This window comes from Streptomyces sp. NPDC001604 (assembly GCF_042893475.1).
GTDB lineage: Bacteria > Actinomycetota > Actinomycetes > Streptomycetales > Streptomycetaceae > Streptomyces.
Genome location: NZ_JBIAUY010000013.1, coordinates 268085 through 282240 on the forward strand (window position 1 = coordinate 268085; position 14156 = coordinate 282240).

The window sequence follows — 14156 nt, forward strand, 5'->3', positions numbered from 1 at the left end:
AGGTCGACCCTATGCTGACGGTCGTGCAGGTACTGGGCATGAGCAGTGAGGACGAGATGGTCGCCTGCTTCTTGAGCGGCGAGCTGTCCAGCCAGAGGTTCGGCAACAACCTCCGGTCCCACCTGGCGGCGGCCGGGCAGGCCGATCAATTGCTGACGCATCCGGACCTCTCCGACGCTGGAGCGAACTTCGCACGTCGCGCTCTGCTCGCTGCTACGCGCGGGTACGGCGAGAACCGCGATCTGTTCGAGAACTTCCCCACTCAGGTCACGTGGACCAGGGCACTCCTGTCCAGCGACGAGGCGGCCGGCGTGCGCTACCTCGACTATTCCTACTGGGTCGAGCTGTCGGGTGGTAGCCGCCGGCCGGCCGACGCGGCTGCACGCATCAAGGCCGGGCTACGGACGTTCGACGTTTCCAACGACCCGTTTGTCGACGCGGCCCAGGCGCTCCTCAGGGGCGAGCGGTTTCCTCCACTCATCCTCGTCGGCGAGAGGGAGGACAATCTGGTCTGCCTCGAGGGCCACCTGCGCCTGACCGCCCACGCCCTCATCGGCTTCCCTGCCGAGCTCGAGTGCCTGATCGGCATCGCACCGACCATGGGACGCTGGGCGAAGTAGCCGCACCAAGCTCTCGGCGCCCCGAAGCTCAGGAGGGCTGGTGGGCCGGGGAGTCCGGGTGGGGCCGCATTAATTGCAGGTCCTCGCCCCAGGCGTCCAGCACCGCCGCGTGGCCGGCGGCCCGGGCAGCCGCCTCGACCCGGGCGAAGAGCCGCTGCTGCGGCGCCACTTCGCCGGTCGCGGTGATTCGGGCGACGGTGTCCAGCAGGTCGGCGCTCTCCCAGTCGGGCAGCGGGAACCGGTCCAGCTCCCAGGCCAGGTACTTGTTGTAGGGGCGCGGTCGGCGGTCCAGGGCGAAGAGCAGGTCGAGCAGGAATCCGACGCTGGCGGCCGCGTCGAGGTGGCCGGCGAGCGGGTCGCCGTCGCGGTGGTTCTTGACCGAGCGGTAGAGCGAGTTGGCGTAGGCGTCCAGCAGGGCGGCGGCAGACCGGAAGGCCTCCTCGGGGCCGAGCCGTCCCATTGCGGCGACGATCCGGGTGACCTCCCCGTCGCTGCGGTCGACCAGCACCTGGGAGCGGGCGATGGCGTACCGCTCCCAGTCGGCGGGCCGGCGGAACCGTTCGAGGGTGGTGACGACCAGGTCGAGCCGCGCGGATCGGTAGCCGTCGAGCGCGGCCAGCTCGCCCGCCGCGTCGTCGTCGAGGATGACGTAGAGGTCGTGGTCCGAGTGACGGGTGGTCATGCCGTCGTGGGCCCGGGAACCCTTGAGGACGAGCCCGACGACGGCCGGGTCGGCCGTCGCCTCGGCGACGAACGCCTTGAAATCCAGTGTCACGCCAGGTCCTTGCGCATCAGCGTGCACATCGTCTCGTACCGCTGGAGCGAGCCGTCCTCGGCCTCCACGTCCCAGGAGTCGAGCTCGCGGCCGAAGGCCTGGTAGCCCAGGCGTTCGTAGAGGGCGCGGGCGCGCGGGTTGCTCTCCTCGACGCCGAGTTCGGCGCGGGTCAGGCCCCGGGCGCCGATCCGCTGCTCGGCGGAGCGGATCAGCAGCGTGCCGATCCCGCAGGACTGCAGGGCCGGGTGGACGCCGAGTTGCCAGAGCCTGCCGACGCCGGGCTTGACCGTGTAGTCGATGCCGCCGACCGCCACCGGTCGCCCGACCGGCGTGCAGACCGCCAGGTAGTCGATCTCGCCCGCCTCGGCGCGGCGGATCTGGTGGACGAGCTCGCGCACGTGCTTGGGGGAGCCGGCCCAGCCGCAGGACGGCAGGTCCTCCTCGGTGAGGCCACGCACCGACAGGTGCAGCCTGATCTCGGGCATTGCCGCATCCCTTCGACTCCGACAGCGGCCGTCTCCCATTCCAGCAAGCCGGTCCCCATACCGTCCAAGGGGTTTCGGAGCGGCCCCGACGTCAGCCGGTGATGCCCGTGGTAGGGGTGCCGGCCCCATTCAACCGTCGGCTTGGGTCAGGTAGGCCGGGGCGCGGAGTTACTCGGGCGGTGCTGGGCAAACAAGCCGGGCTCGGGCTCGACCAGGACGCCGAGACTGACCAGGCGCTTGAGCTTGTGCCGGGTGCTCTCGATGTTCTTCGGCATGATGGCGAGGTCGAGATGCTCGCGCAGATCGCGGGCGCACATCGGCCCGGCGGCGTCTGCGAAGACGGTGAGGATCTGCTGGTAGGCCGGGTGGTCCGGCAGGGCTGGCGGCGGATCGGCCGGCTCCGGAGTAGTTGGCGACAGGGCGAGAAGCGTCTTGCGGGTCACCGCCAGGTTCTCCGTCTCCTGGTCGAGTTCGCGCAGGGGCGCGGTGAGCTCGTCGATCTGCGTGCGGAGCTGTTCCGTGGTGGTGGCGAGTTCCCGCTCGCGTGCGTCGATCCGATCGAGGAACGGTGTGATCTGGGGGGTCCATGCGGTCACCCGCGCCAGGTGGGTGTGGTCTGACCGGTCAGCCTGCGCGTGATCACGTCGATCATGGCGCAGCGCACCCTGGACTCGGAGGACCTCGGCCTGCTCTCGCAATCCCGCACGAGCCGCCTGAACAGCATCAGGTGCCGAGCGGTTGCTCCACGATCCGCCTCTTCGCCTGCGGGACGAAGCCGGCGTCCTGGTCGGCGGGGTTGCGTTCGACGATCTCGACGTCGATGCCGAGCGTGGTGCCGTGTTCGACGACGGGCTTCTTGAAGCCCTGGCCCCCCAGGGCCTCTTGACACGGCGATGACCAGCAGGACCAAGTCGCGCGACCGACCCCAACCGCCCAAACTCACAGGATCAGGCGACCACAAGATGGGCATACCGGCTCATAACGTCCTCTGGCAAGCGAGGCTACGTCTTCCTCGGCACTGCCACTGCGGCGGCCCTGGTCATGTGGCTCCGTACATGATCGGCCGGACCTAGTCACCTGGTTCTGCGAGAAGGTCGTCCACCACATGACATCGAATTGTGGGGAGGTGCTCAGCGATCGCGTCACTCATCATGGCTTCCCCTTCGGGGTCCACGTCTGGGCACCCCTCGCGAGTGGCAGCATCCGGCCACCGTGCGTACGCCACCCAGGTGCCGTCATCGGCCTGATGCAGACGTGATCCGTAGCTGCCGCAGTGCTTGTGCATCGCGCGTGTCACGCGGTGCCAACCAGCTGCGAACTGTTGCTCCTTGCCTTCGTGCAAACGCCACCGGTAGATCACCGCAAACATGACACGACCTCCCCCTTGACCTTCCGCGCCTCCGGAATCCGGTGGGTGTGCCCTGCATACCCACCACACTCCAGATCGGAACTGTACATGTCAGCGTATTGGGTGGGGGCGATCTCTGACGATCGCAACAAGGCCACCGCCACAGCCGGCGGATCCGGCTCTGGACATGATCGGCCGGACAAGTCCTGGTAGTGCTTCGTTAGGTTCTGGTTCTGCTTGCGGTGAGGGGGCGGCCGCAGGTGGTGCAGGTTCCGGTCCAGCACCGCAGCAAGTCCTGCAACGCGTCGAGGACTTGGTAGAGGCTCAGGCTGTTGTGAGGGCTTTTGGGTCGTAGCTGTGCAGAGCATGGGGCGCGGGGCTGCAGCAGCGGTGGTCCGTACGGCCGATCGATGTGATCACTCGATCGTAAGTTCTTCCGTGTTCGCGCCCCAGGGGACGCGATGCTCGAACGGACGGCCCGTGACCGGCGCCGCCAGGATGTGCTGTGGGTGGGGGAAGAGCATCACGAGAGAAGTGGGACGGCGCGGGGGCTTGGACGAGCAGGCCGTGCTGCTGGTGGCCGGGCTGGCCGATCTGGCGGTGAGCACGCTGGGTTCGGCCATGGGGACGGTGCGGGGGCTGCTGCGCCGCTCGGACGCTGCTGAGCTGGCGGCGCAGGCCGAGCACGACCTCGCGGCGCGTGGGCGCCTGGTGCTGGACCGGTACGCGGCCGTCCCGCCGACCCACCTGGAGGTCCTGGCTCGGCACGCCCTGGCTCGGAAGACCGCTGCTGATGACTGACCGGTGGGAGCAGGCCGCGTTCAAGATCCGTGTCGACGAGGTGGTGCGCCGGTTCGTCGCTCAGGAGGCCGACCTGTTCGCCGCGATCGATCCGCTCCTTGCCCCGGTGGCCGAACAGTTGGAGGCCGCGGTCGCGGACGACAAACGACTGCGGGCGGCGTTTTGCTACTGGGGCTGGCGCGCGGTGGGACAGCCGGACAGTGCCGCGCTGATGCGGGCGGCGGCGTCCATGGAGCTGGTGCACGCCGCCGCAGTCGTGCACGACGACCTCATCGACGACAGCCCGCTGCGGCACGGGCGACCCACGGCTCACGTCAGCCTGCGCGGCCCCGTGCGACGTCGCCCGCGCACCGATGCCGCCGCCAGGTCGCTGGCGATGCTGGTGGGTGACCTGCTGATGGCACTGGCCGGGCAGCTGTTCGCCACCAGCGGCCTGCCCGCCGCGTACCTCGCCCGCGCCCGCCCTCTGTGGTCGGTGATGGCCCGCGAGCTGATCGCGGGCGAGTGCCTGGAGATCCTGCGCACCGGAGCCGGTCCGGACACCGAGGCGTCACTGAAGGTAATCCGCTACAAGACCGCCAAATACACCGTCGAGCAGCCCCTGCTGATCGGTGGTGCTCTGGCTGGGGCCGGCGCGCGGCTGCGTGAGGGCTACTCCGCGTACGGGCTGCCGCTGGGCGAGGCGTTCCAGTTGCGGGACGACCTGCTCGGCCTGTTCGGAGACCCGGAACGCACCGGCAAGGCCAACGCCGACGACGTACGCGGCCACCGCCCCACCGCGCTGCTGGCAGAGACCTGGCGCCTCGCCGGCGACGACGACCGCAAGAGGCTGCACGCCCTGCTGGGCCGACGCCGTCCGGACGCGGATGCTCTGAACGCGGTCCGTGAGGTGATGCACCGGCTGAAGGCACCCGACCGCGTCGAGGAAATGATCAGCGCACGGGTCGAGGAGGCGCTCGGCGCGCTTCATGAGCTGGATGCCCCCACGCACGCCGGCGCTGCCCTGACCGCGCTGGCGCAGTCGGCGGCGGACCGTCTCTCTTGACCCCTTGCACCCGATGTGGCGCAACCCCACTGCCATGTCAGGCCGATGCCCCCGGCCACTCATGGACGATCCCGTGGAAGACAAGGAGCCCCGCCATGACATGCACCGAGGCATCGATGGACGCCCTGCGGCAGGTCGGTGACGAACTCGCCGACGCCACCGTCGCCGCACTGTTCGAACGCGGCCAGGTGGGCACGTTCAACACCCTGATGCGCTACGTCTCCACCGTCGGCGCTCCCCTTCCAGAGGGGCTGCCGGACGTGGCACGCGAGTACCTTGAGGCCACCGGCACCCCGCCGTCCTGGGTGGACTGGTCGGAAATGGAGAAGGCCCGGCTGTTCTTCATCGACAACAACGTGCACATCTCCACCGCGCTGTCCTTCGCCTCCGTGCCCGCCTGCTACGTCGTACCGCACGTGGCGAAGCTGCTGTCGGCCACCCACGGGCTCAACTACCCCTCCAAACGCATGGCGGAGACGGGCCAGTTCACTGTCTACCTGATGCAGCCCGACGCCTTCGAAGCCGGCAGCCGCTTCATTCCCGCCGCCCAGAAGGTCCGCCTCCTGCACGCCTCCATCCGCCACCACCTGGGGCGCGAGAACCGCTGGGACGCCGGCGCGCTGGGAGTGCCGATCTGTCAGGAAGACATGATCGGCGGGCAGATGTTCTTCTCCCTGCTCGTGCTGGCCAGCCTCCACCGCCTCAACATCCACATGTCAGAGGAAGGTGCGGAAGCCTACTACTACGCATGGCGGGTGGTCGGTGCCATGCTCGGCGTCGACCAGAAGGCCGTTCCCAAGACGCTCGACGAGGCCCGCCAGTTCCTCGACCAGTACATGATCCGGCACATGGGACCCTCCGAAGAGGGCGCGCAATTGACCCGGCAGCTCATCAACCTCTACGAGGAGATCGTTCCCGGCACCTTCTTCGACCCGATCGTCTCCGCTCTCATCCGCTACCTCATCGGCGACACCTGCGCCGACTGGCTCAACGTGCCACACACCCCGTGGGACACCGTCGTCAAGGCCGTGCCCCACCTCCTCGGCGTCCTGGAGACCATCGAGGACCACTCCCCCTTCGGAGCCTGGGCCCTGGACCGTCTCGGCCACCTCACGACCGTCTTCGAGCTGTCCTCCCTCACCCGCGGCCGCGTCATGCACTACGCCATCCCCGAACAGCTCAAGAAGGACTACGGCATCACCAGCATCACGCCCCGCACCCGCCGATGGACCCCACCAGCCGCAACAGTCTCCTGACGGGCCACCTCGCTCAAACGTCGCCGGCACGTTCGGGGTGATCCGGCGAGGGTGAGGTTGCGGCGGCGGGCCATGCCGAGCATGGCGTGGTGGCCGGAGATCCCCACCGCCGGTCGTCCGCACAGCAGAAGCCGCCTCGAACCGACCGCGCTCCCCTGGCACGAAGGTCCGTGCCAAATACAGCGCGGCACACTTCACTGGCCACCATCCGCCCACTTCTTCATTTGCCAACTACGCCACGACGTCACAGGGAGAGGACGTCGGCAAGCGCGATCACGGAGGGGCGGCGTGCGGCTGACGATCGACACCGATACGGACACCTACGAGCAGGCGATCGCCACAGTCCAGGCCGCCTACGGGCTGCAGCCCGCCACCCCGCCCGACGGGCCCGAGGCCCCGGATCCACGACCGGGCCCGCAGGACCTGGCCGAAGCCGACCTCGCCGACGGCTGGAGCGAACAGACGCTGTTCCAGTTGGTCGCGGTGCTGATGCCCGGGGCCCGGGAGGTACTGCGCCGGATCACCGAACTGGGCAGCAGCGCTTCCTACGACGAGGTACAGCAGCACTTCGCCCACCGTCCGACCAACCCGATCCCCATCTCACGGATCGGCGGGACCCTGACCAGCATCAAGGCGGCCCAGCGACGCGTCGCCCCTGACAACTCCGGCCCCTTTCTCCAACGGGATGAGCGAGCACGGCGCTACCGCATCGACGACCTCCTCGTCGCCGGGCTCATGCGAGCCTTCGCCATGGCCGATGCCCGCCCTGACCTGCTGCGAGGCAAGCCGGTCACGGCCGCTCAATGACGCGACCAGGCACGGTTGGGACAGGACTGAGATGCTCATGCAGCATCTTCAACTCCCCGCCCCGCCGCACGATGACGTTAGTGCCCCGGCCCTGGCCAGAGCGGAGTTCACCGCTCACGACACCGGTCCAGGCGAACAGATAGCGACACACCGCGACTTCAGCGGTGAGCACAGGCCACTCCAGTTCACGCACCTCATACACCTCGTCGAGGATCTTCGCGAACGTCTTCTCGATGGCGGATCGGATCTCCTCGATGCCCCGATGCGAACCGTCCGAGAACCAGTACACGGCGTCCTCGGCGATGAACGGCACGACACGTGAGATGTCGTGGCTGTTGTTGGCCCGTTCGTACTCACCCATGAACGCAGCGAGCTCAGATTCCAGACATGTCCGATCCCTCATGCGGCCATCATGCCGACGCTCTCGCGCGGCCGTCACGCTTCCCTCGCTGCTTCAGTGGCCACCTTCGGTGTGCTCCTCAACACCGTGATGCTGTGGCCACGAGGTACGTCGACGCCGCCGTCGCCCAGCTGCGGGCCGAGGGCTACGAAATCCGTGACGAGGGCGTCGCGCGGCTGTCTCCGCTCAAGCACAAGAACCTCAACGTTTTCTCGCCCGCCACGGCTTCAACGCCTCCGCCCCGGTCGGCGGCTTGCGACCGCTGCGCGACCCGGCCGCCACTGGCCGGACGACGACGAGGACGACGGAACGGAGGGCTGACCGGAGGGCCCGGGGCCGGGAATCCCGGCCAGGCGGCACCTTCCTCTCCGGACGCAACGGCTGGAGAGCCACCTCGACGGCACCTGGGACCCACGCTGCAAAACCCGCGACGAGGCGAAGGCGGCCCTGGCAGGCAGCTGACTCCGCGTCGTCACCGCCGCCCCAGGCCGGCCATAGCCCAACTCCGACCACGGTTCAGAGTCGCAGACACTTGCCTCGCCCGCCTGCCGGTACGAAGCATGCCTGGAGGCCAGTGAGGTCACTGCCGTCGATCATCGGCGTGACAAGGAGCCCGTCCGCGTCGTACTGGTCCGTGACCCTGGCACGCTCATGTGCGCCGCCCGGAGTGGACACAGTGAGTATGTCTTCGACCTGCGCGACCCCCACCAGGGCCCACGCGGCACGGCACTGCTTGCTGTATACGACTTCCAGGCGTGCTCCCGTGGAGAGTTTCTGCGTGCGGAGTGTTTGTTCTTGACTGGGCATCGCGCAGCCCATCTCCGTCGGTTCGAACCCTGCACACGCTTGGGCGTGGCATCCGGGGGCAGGTAGTGCGGACGGCACAGGCTTCGTGGGGTTCTCGGTGTGCAGATGGGGTAGGGCAGTCACACCTATTGCGGCTGCGAGCCCGACTGCGCAGGTAGCGGCGAGGATCCCCCAATGCCGCCGGATGCTCCATCTGTTCGCCGGAACGGATGTGCCGTGGTCGCCCGGCCGTTCGTCGGGTGATGGTGGGGCGGCCCTCTGGGCCACGGAGGGCGTGGGCCTGTGGGCTCGTCCGCTCCATTCCAGGTCAGCCAGTTCCCACAGCGCCACCAGACGCCCGGCAGGTTCTCCGGCGGCCTCGCACAGTGCCTCGACGGCCTGACGCGGGGCGAGCTGCTTGCCGTTGAGGTAGCGCTCCCAGGAGGACTTGCTGTACGCGGTGCGCTCGGCCAGCGCGGCCATACTCAAGCCCGTGCGGGCCCTGAGCTCGCGTAGCCCTTCGGCCAGCCGCGTGGCATAGGGGGATCGGCCAGAGGACGGTGCGGTGCCCCTCACTTCCGCAGTACCTGCCAGGTGTGCGGGCCGACGACTCCGTCGACGGGCAGCCTGGCCTGGCTCTGTAGGCGCTTGACCGCCCGCGTGGTGTTCGGCCCGTAGACACCGTCCACGACGCCTGGGTCGAACCCGTGGTACCACAGCAGGCACTGGACCTCCACGACATCCCAAGCAGGCCCGGAAAGCAGCGCAGTGCTCGTGGTGCTGTAACCCGCATACAGCCGCCCGTCCTTGCGCTTGACCACGCAGTCGTACGTCTTGCCCGCCTTGTAGGCGAAGGCCCCGCGAGACGGGGAAGTCGAACCCCCGTGTTCCCACGGCGCGACGACCAGCAACCCGGTAACCAGCCCACCGACTGCGACAGCCACCAGGGCGCCGATCAACGCCGAACGCCGCGTCCTCCACGACGTCGGTGGATCTGCTGTCTTCGATGCGTCGGGTTCCTGCTTCCACGCCTCCTCAGCCACTTCATGAAGCGCCAGAACCCGTGCCGGATCGACGCCGACGACCCGCGCCAGCTCTTCCACCGCCTGTCGCGGCGGCAGCACCTTTCCGTTGAGATAGCGCTCCCAAGAGGCACGGCTGTAGCCCGTCTTGGTCTGCAGCGACGACAGACTCAGCCCACTGTGATCCTTTAGCCCGCGCAGTTGAACGACGAGTCTCCGCACCCGCTCATCAAGCGAATCGGGTAATTCCTTCCAGCGCGGCATGTTCCACCCCATACCATCCAACGATCTGGTTGAGCATCAGAATCATCTGGTCTCGGGGGCCCCACCGCAGGTGACCTTTCGGTCAGCTTGCCAGCTCGTCCACCGGTCCCCCACCGCGTCCCAACCCGTCTCACACACAGCAGCATCCCAGCAGGTCAGCACATGAGACGTCCCATGAAGCCCTCAATCCAACGCCGGTCCTGGCAGCCGGAGACCGGTCCCCCGCAATCTCAGTGGTGCAAGCCGGACGGCGCGGTCCACCCCGCGCCGCCCTCACCAAGCGCTCCCGGGGCGGTGCCAGAACACGCCGTGTGCGCCGTCATCGGAAATCCACACCGGAAGGAACAGTCCATGAAGACAGTCAAGCGCTCAGCGCTCGCGCTCGCTGCATTAGTGTGCGGCGCTACGGTCGCCGCCGGTCCTGCAGCGCAGGCGCTGGAGGCTCCCGCACAGCAGCCCGCTGCCGCAGCCTTGCGCGCCTCAGTCCCGGCTTCGCAAGAGGCCGGTGGAACCACGGCGACCAGTCGAGTCGACAAGATCAAGTCCTTCACCTGCGAAGGTACCCACGAGCAGGTGAAGGTGTGGTACCGGGACTACGACAACAACCGCACCATGCTGCGCGAGATCTACCTCAAGGACGGAGACGGCTTGAAGTGGGTGACCGCTGACGTGTACTGGCGGGCGGACGGCGGTAAGACCACGATCCAGAAGTTCGGCATGGAAGCTCGAACCTTCCCGGACGTGTACGACTACGAGACCAAGGACGTGGCCATCGCCAAGTCCCGCAGCCCCTACGCCAAGGTCGTCATCCACACCGTCTTCTACGACTGCAAGGGCTACATCGACCTCAACTGAGGTGTGACGTCCGGGGAGAACGCCTCATCACCACCCACTGGCATCCTCCCTCTGTGCCACCGGCAGCAAGTTCGTTGAACTTTCCGCCTGTTCAAACGGAACGCCAGTACGGGGCGACTGCTGGCCCTGATGCGCGGTACGGCTTGGAAGGTTTGACCATGTCGACGGTGGTCCCGGGCGGCCCTTCGGTGTCCGGAACCACCAGGTCTGAGCACAGGCACCGTGGGCGGTTCGATCCGAAACGTGACGACTCGTGCCGCACTATCCGCTCAGGCGGAAAGCGACCCGAGGTACTCCTCGCCCATTTGCGTGATGCGCATGGCGTTGTCGCCCATGGAGCGGTTGGCGAATCCTTCACGGTGAAGGCCCGTGAAGTGACCGGTCATGTCCCGGGCCGGTAGGGCATCTCCGAGTTTGTCGGTGAGCCAAGCGGCCTCCGTGTTCTGGAGGGCCTCGACACCGAGGCCCTTGGCCAGCTTGAGGGCCCACAGGAGCTTGTCCCGCTTCAGCTTGACTCGGTGGTAGGGAATGACCCCATCGAGCGTTGTCGGTATGTGATCGAGGTCGGCGAACGCCTCCGGTACGGGGATGGTGCGCGGCTTTCTCCTCGCACCTCCTCGCGATGTGGAACCTGCGCTGGCGGGCTTGCCACCACGCTTGGAGCGAAGGCCCCTGAAGCCATCGTCGATCACGTTCTGGGCGGCCCGTGACAGGTAGAACTCGCCCTTGACCTCCCCCTCATGAATCCAGCCAACCTGCACGGCTTTGTCGAAGTCGCGGTTGAAGTGTGCGGGGATGCGCTCACGCGCCCGCTGAAAAAGTCTCCGTAGATCACTTTGCGTAAAGGTCTCATGGCCTTCTTCTTGCAGCAGGTAAGAGGCGAAGGCAGTCATCTTCTCCGGGTTGGTCCTCGCGCCCGAAAGCTCCAGCGCTTGGCGTGGGCCCTCGACGGACTGGCGTGGGTGAGATTCGACCCGCTCGCCGATTTCAAGGCGGGCCTCTTCCGCCTCGTGGGCGAATGCCGGGGGAAGAGCAGGAGGCTCGGGGCCCGGAGATGGGGGCCTCAGCTCCGGCGGAGCCTGGAGCATGCTGATCACTTGGGCTCCTTGGGCCACACTTATGTCCTGTTGGAACGCGATGCGACCAGTGAGCACCAATCGGACTTCTTGAGATATATCGGTCATATAAGAACGGTAGCTCTCCTCCATCCCGTGGCAAAGAGCTGGTGAGAGTCGACGCCTCGTGGACGGGTAGGGATGCCTGCGGGCGCGTGCAGGACGCTTCGGCGGTATGGGGCCTGGTCCCGAGACGCCGGGGCCGAGGCCGGCGCTCGCGTATCGGCCTCCTGATGTGCCGGCCGTGGTCGTGACCTGGCAGCTCACTGTGGCTCTCGATCCTCGCATGCAGAGCATGAAGGCATGCGCTCGGCTCTGCGCCACGCGTTGATGGTGATCCTCGCGCAAAACGGGCATGCGGGCCAGGTTGACCGTGAAACCGGCGAGGTGCAGGTCAGGCTGGGTCTGTGAGGTTGTTTGCCGGTGCCGGTCGGCGAAACGTTCCTGCCCCTCGCGGGGCTCGCTGGCAGGGGGCAGCGTCGACATAATCAGGCGTATGACCGGTGAGGCCGACCGCCACCGCGGTTCTCTGCACCACTCGCTCCTTGGAGGCGGGGCGGAGGTGGTCGAGTTCATGCAGGGTGCGGCCTGGGTGGTCGCCGCGCGTGGCGAGTTCGACATGGACACCTCGGGTGTCTTGACCGAGGTGTTGGAGAGGGCCGCGCGGGAGCATTCCAGGGTGGTGGATGCCTCGGCGGTCACGCTCGCGGATTCGATGTTCCTGACGTTGCTGCTGCGCGTGCACGGCTGGACGGACCTGCGGCTGGCCGCGCCGGCGCCGCAGGTGCGGCGGGTGCTAGAGCTGACGGGAGCCGACCAGGTACTGGTCGTGTGGGCGACCCTCGAGGACGCCATCTCGGCGTAAGTTCCGGTTGGCGGAGGTGTGTTGGGCGTCTGTGGGCAGCGGGCGGGCCAGATGTAGTACGGCGGTGGCTGCGATGTGAGGCGGTGCCGTTCCGGCCGAGGGCTTTTCGGATGAGCGGTGTGGAGGTGTTCGTGTGGGGCAGGCGTCTGCTATGCGACCTCCCCAGCGCAAGGTGTCGGCGCGTCCCCGTGGGACCAGCAGGAATGCCTCGCCGCCCGAGATCCGTCCAGAGTCAAATGGAACTGCGGACGGCCTGTCTCCTCGTATGGCCGCGGAGCTGCTGCGGGAGAAAGAGCAGCTCAAACACGCGATGGAAAGCCGGCCGGTCATCGACATGGCCCGTGGGGTGCTGATGGCGGGCTTCGCCTGCCAGCCGAACGAAGCCTGGGACCTCCTGCTGGCCGTTTCCCAGCGCGCCAACGTGAAACTACGGGTGGTCGCTGAGGCGGTGACTGCGTCCACGACCGGGCAGCCGATGCCGGAGGATCTAAAGGACCATCTGGCGGCAGCCCTGCAGATATGGCAGGCGGAGCGTGACGGGCCGTCGCCTGGCTAGTCGGGCTCTGCTTGTCCGGGGAAGGGCCGCCCACACCAGGGGAGGTCGAAGCAGCCCCTTCCCCGTCCCTTGTCGTCATGTGGGCCTCCCCGGCGGTGGACAGGATCGGGCGAGTCGCTTGGCGTTTGTGGGCGATGGCAAGGTGCAGGCGGCAGGGGCTTTGGGACAGTAAAGGGGCGTACCGCCGCCTCGACGGCGGGGCGGGCGTGTAGGAGGTCCGCGCACTGGCCCCCGGTGCGGCCTTCTGCAGGGCGGTCCTTGCGGCCGTGGGGCGAGCGGAAGCGCGCCTCGTCGCGAACCGGTCGCGGGACGAGGGTCGGGGCTGCAGCGGCTCCCCCTGCGGGAGGCAGCTCCGGCCCGCCGGAGTTCGAGGGCACCCGTGACCATGCCCGGGCGGTGTGCGTTGAACGGGTGACACGCGTGTGCACCGGAGTGTCGGGCGTCCCAGTTCTCGCTGGCGTGGGTCTCGGGATCGCGTAGGTCATGCTTTCCGGTGACCGTCCTGTCATGGCAGGTGGCCCCTGGTCTTCCCCTCGAAGCCAGGGGCTATCGACATTCCGGAGTGGCTCCGCGCACAGCCAGCCTCCCGGGGCAGACTGAAGACGTGTCGCCCTTCTCCTTGTCCGTCGTCCTGCTGGTGGAAAACGAGCACCTCCCGGTCGACGCGGAGCTCGGTGAGCTGACCCCGCCCGAGGTTCCGCAGTGGGGCGGTCTCCTGCGGGCTGCGCCGAAACGGCTCGCTGCCGCGATGCGGCCCGGCCAGGAGGCCCGGCTGCGCTGGCCTGATGGGCAGGAACGCAGCGTGCGGCTGGGCGGACAGCCGCAGACGGATCCTGAGGGACGCTTGATCGTGGCCTTCCTGGGCGAGGGGCCGCCCCCGGCCAGGTGATGGGGCTGACGGGCAGGGCAGGGCTGGCGGCATCCCGTGACGGCATGTGGTGTTCGCGAGCACCGCGGTACGCACGGAGCCGGTCAGAGGCTGGACTTGGCGCCGCGCAGGCGAGGGGACTGGCTTCGACATCTGCCGTTGGCACCGCATGACAGCCGTATGTGGCCCCAGTTACTGACCTTGTTGGGGTGATGTCGTGAGGGTCGACACGTTGTGGTTGGCGCAGTAGGCCGGTCACATGAGGTATCCGCAAGGGGGAGGGCTGAC

At 67.8% G+C, this 14156-nt stretch carries 18 protein-coding genes and 1 pseudogene; 11 read left to right on the forward strand and 8 right to left on the reverse strand.

The window, feature by feature from the left end:
• The first annotated feature begins 11 nt into the window (after positions 1 to 11).
• Positions 12 to 620, forward strand: a complete 609-nt coding sequence (locus ACFY1E_RS31220; protein ID WP_389081606.1) for a hypothetical protein — start codon at positions 12 to 14, stop codon at positions 618 to 620.
• Positions 621 to 648: 28 nt separating this feature from the next.
• On the opposite strand, the gene ACFY1E_RS31225 is transcribed toward ACFY1E_RS31220, so the two are convergent.
• From ACFY1E_RS31225 to ACFY1E_RS31235, 3 genes are all read right to left on the reverse strand, one after another.
• Positions 649 to 1395 (reverse strand): hypothetical protein, encoded by a 747-nt coding sequence (locus ACFY1E_RS31225; protein ID WP_389081608.1) that lies wholly within the window; start codon positions 1393 to 1395, stop codon positions 649 to 651.
• The gene (locus ACFY1E_RS31230) at positions 1392 to 1919 is read right to left on the reverse strand and encodes a GNAT family N-acetyltransferase (RefSeq protein ID WP_389081611.1); all 528 of its coding nucleotides are present in this window, start codon (positions 1917 to 1919) and stop codon (positions 1392 to 1394) included. The genes ACFY1E_RS31225 and ACFY1E_RS31230 overlap by 4 nt, the downstream gene beginning before the upstream one ends.
• Positions 1920 to 2026: 107 nt before the next feature.
• Entirely contained in the window at positions 2027 to 2476 is a 450-nt protein-coding gene (locus ACFY1E_RS31235; protein ID WP_389081613.1) for a hypothetical protein, read from the reverse strand.
• 142 nt (positions 2477 to 2618) lie between these two features.
• Here ACFY1E_RS31235 and ACFY1E_RS31240 point away from each other — a divergent pair, with 142 nt between their 5' ends.
• Positions 2619 to 2777: a hypothetical protein gene (locus ACFY1E_RS31240; RefSeq protein WP_389081615.1), complete on the forward strand. Its 159-nt coding sequence runs from the start codon at positions 2619 to 2621 to the stop codon at positions 2775 to 2777.
• A gap of 172 nt (positions 2778 to 2949) precedes the next feature.
• On the opposite strand, the gene ACFY1E_RS31245 is transcribed toward ACFY1E_RS31240, so the two are convergent.
• Positions 2950 to 3249, reverse strand: coding sequence for an antibiotic biosynthesis monooxygenase (locus ACFY1E_RS31245; RefSeq protein ID WP_389081618.1), 300 nt, complete (start codon positions 3247 to 3249; stop codon positions 2950 to 2952).
• 501 nt (positions 3250 to 3750) lie between these two features.
• Here ACFY1E_RS31245 and ACFY1E_RS31250 point away from each other — a divergent pair.
• From ACFY1E_RS31250 to ACFY1E_RS31265, 4 genes are all read left to right on the forward strand, one after another.
• Positions 3751 to 4029 carry a polyprenyl synthetase gene (locus ACFY1E_RS31250; protein WP_389081665.1) on the forward strand — a complete coding sequence of 93 codons (279 nt, stop codon included), beginning with the start codon at positions 3751 to 3753 and terminating at the stop codon, positions 4027 to 4029.
• Complete coding sequence (locus tag ACFY1E_RS31255; RefSeq protein ID WP_389081620.1) at positions 4022 to 5074, forward strand: polyprenyl synthetase family protein; 1053 nt, start codon at positions 4022 to 4024, stop codon at positions 5072 to 5074. Before ACFY1E_RS31250 ends, ACFY1E_RS31255 begins: the two co-directional genes overlap by 8 nt.
• Before the next feature lie 95 nt (positions 5075 to 5169).
• Positions 5170 to 6330 carry an oxygenase MpaB family protein gene (locus tag ACFY1E_RS31260; RefSeq protein ID WP_389081622.1) on the forward strand — a complete coding sequence of 387 codons (1161 nt, stop codon included), beginning with the start codon at positions 5170 to 5172 and terminating at the stop codon, positions 6328 to 6330.
• Between the two features lie 288 nt (positions 6331 to 6618).
• On the forward strand, positions 6619 to 7137 hold the full coding sequence (locus tag ACFY1E_RS31265) for a hypothetical protein (RefSeq protein ID WP_389081624.1): 519 nt from the start codon (positions 6619 to 6621) through the stop codon (positions 7135 to 7137).
• Here the strand turns inward: ACFY1E_RS31265 and ACFY1E_RS31270 are convergent.
• Positions 7121 to 7540, reverse strand: coding sequence for a YybH family protein (locus ACFY1E_RS31270; RefSeq protein ID WP_389081626.1), 420 nt, complete (start codon positions 7538 to 7540; stop codon positions 7121 to 7123). The genes ACFY1E_RS31265 and ACFY1E_RS31270 overlap by 17 nt on opposite strands.
• 75 nt (positions 7541 to 7615) lie before the next feature.
• Between ACFY1E_RS31270 and ACFY1E_RS31275 the strand changes: the two are divergent.
• Positions 7616 to 7817: pseudogene (locus tag ACFY1E_RS31275) on the forward strand (Tn3 family transposase); the annotation flags it as partial.
• A 236-nt stretch (positions 7818 to 8053) separates the two neighbouring features.
• On the opposite strand, the gene ACFY1E_RS31280 reads toward ACFY1E_RS31275, so the two are convergent.
• Complete coding sequence (locus ACFY1E_RS31280) at positions 8054 to 8899, reverse strand: helix-turn-helix domain-containing protein (RefSeq protein ID WP_389081628.1); 846 nt, start codon at positions 8897 to 8899, stop codon at positions 8054 to 8056.
• Complete coding sequence (locus tag ACFY1E_RS31285) at positions 8896 to 9609, reverse strand: peptidoglycan-binding protein (protein WP_389081630.1); 714 nt, start codon at positions 9607 to 9609, stop codon at positions 8896 to 8898. The genes ACFY1E_RS31280 and ACFY1E_RS31285 overlap by 4 nt, the downstream gene beginning before the upstream one ends.
• Before the next feature lie 351 nt (positions 9610 to 9960).
• On the opposite strand from ACFY1E_RS31285, the gene ACFY1E_RS31290 reads away from it, so the two are divergent.
• Positions 9961 to 10464 carry a hypothetical protein gene (locus tag ACFY1E_RS31290; RefSeq protein WP_389081633.1) on the forward strand — a complete coding sequence of 168 codons (504 nt, stop codon included), beginning with the start codon at positions 9961 to 9963 and terminating at the stop codon, positions 10462 to 10464.
• Positions 10465 to 10733: 269 nt separating this feature from the next.
• Here ACFY1E_RS31290 and ACFY1E_RS31295 read toward each other — a convergent pair whose 3' ends face one another.
• Positions 10734 to 11561: a hypothetical protein gene (locus tag ACFY1E_RS31295; protein WP_389081635.1), complete on the reverse strand. Its 828-nt coding sequence runs from the start codon at positions 11559 to 11561 to the stop codon at positions 10734 to 10736.
• Between the two features lie 514 nt (positions 11562 to 12075).
• On the opposite strand from ACFY1E_RS31295, the gene ACFY1E_RS31300 reads away from it, so the two are divergent.
• From ACFY1E_RS31300 to ACFY1E_RS31310, 3 genes are all read left to right on the forward strand, one after another.
• Positions 12076 to 12444, forward strand: coding sequence for an STAS domain-containing protein (locus tag ACFY1E_RS31300; RefSeq protein ID WP_389081638.1), 369 nt, complete (start codon positions 12076 to 12078; stop codon positions 12442 to 12444).
• 265 nt (positions 12445 to 12709) lie between these two features.
• Positions 12710 to 13000 (forward strand): ANTAR domain-containing protein, encoded by a 291-nt coding sequence (locus ACFY1E_RS31305; RefSeq protein WP_389081640.1) that lies wholly within the window; start codon positions 12710 to 12712, stop codon positions 12998 to 13000.
• A 604-nt stretch (positions 13001 to 13604) separates the two neighbouring features.
• On the forward strand, positions 13605 to 13889 hold the full coding sequence (locus ACFY1E_RS31310) for a hypothetical protein (RefSeq protein ID WP_389081643.1): 285 nt from the start codon (positions 13605 to 13607) through the stop codon (positions 13887 to 13889).
• Positions 13890 to 14156 lie beyond the last annotated feature (267 nt).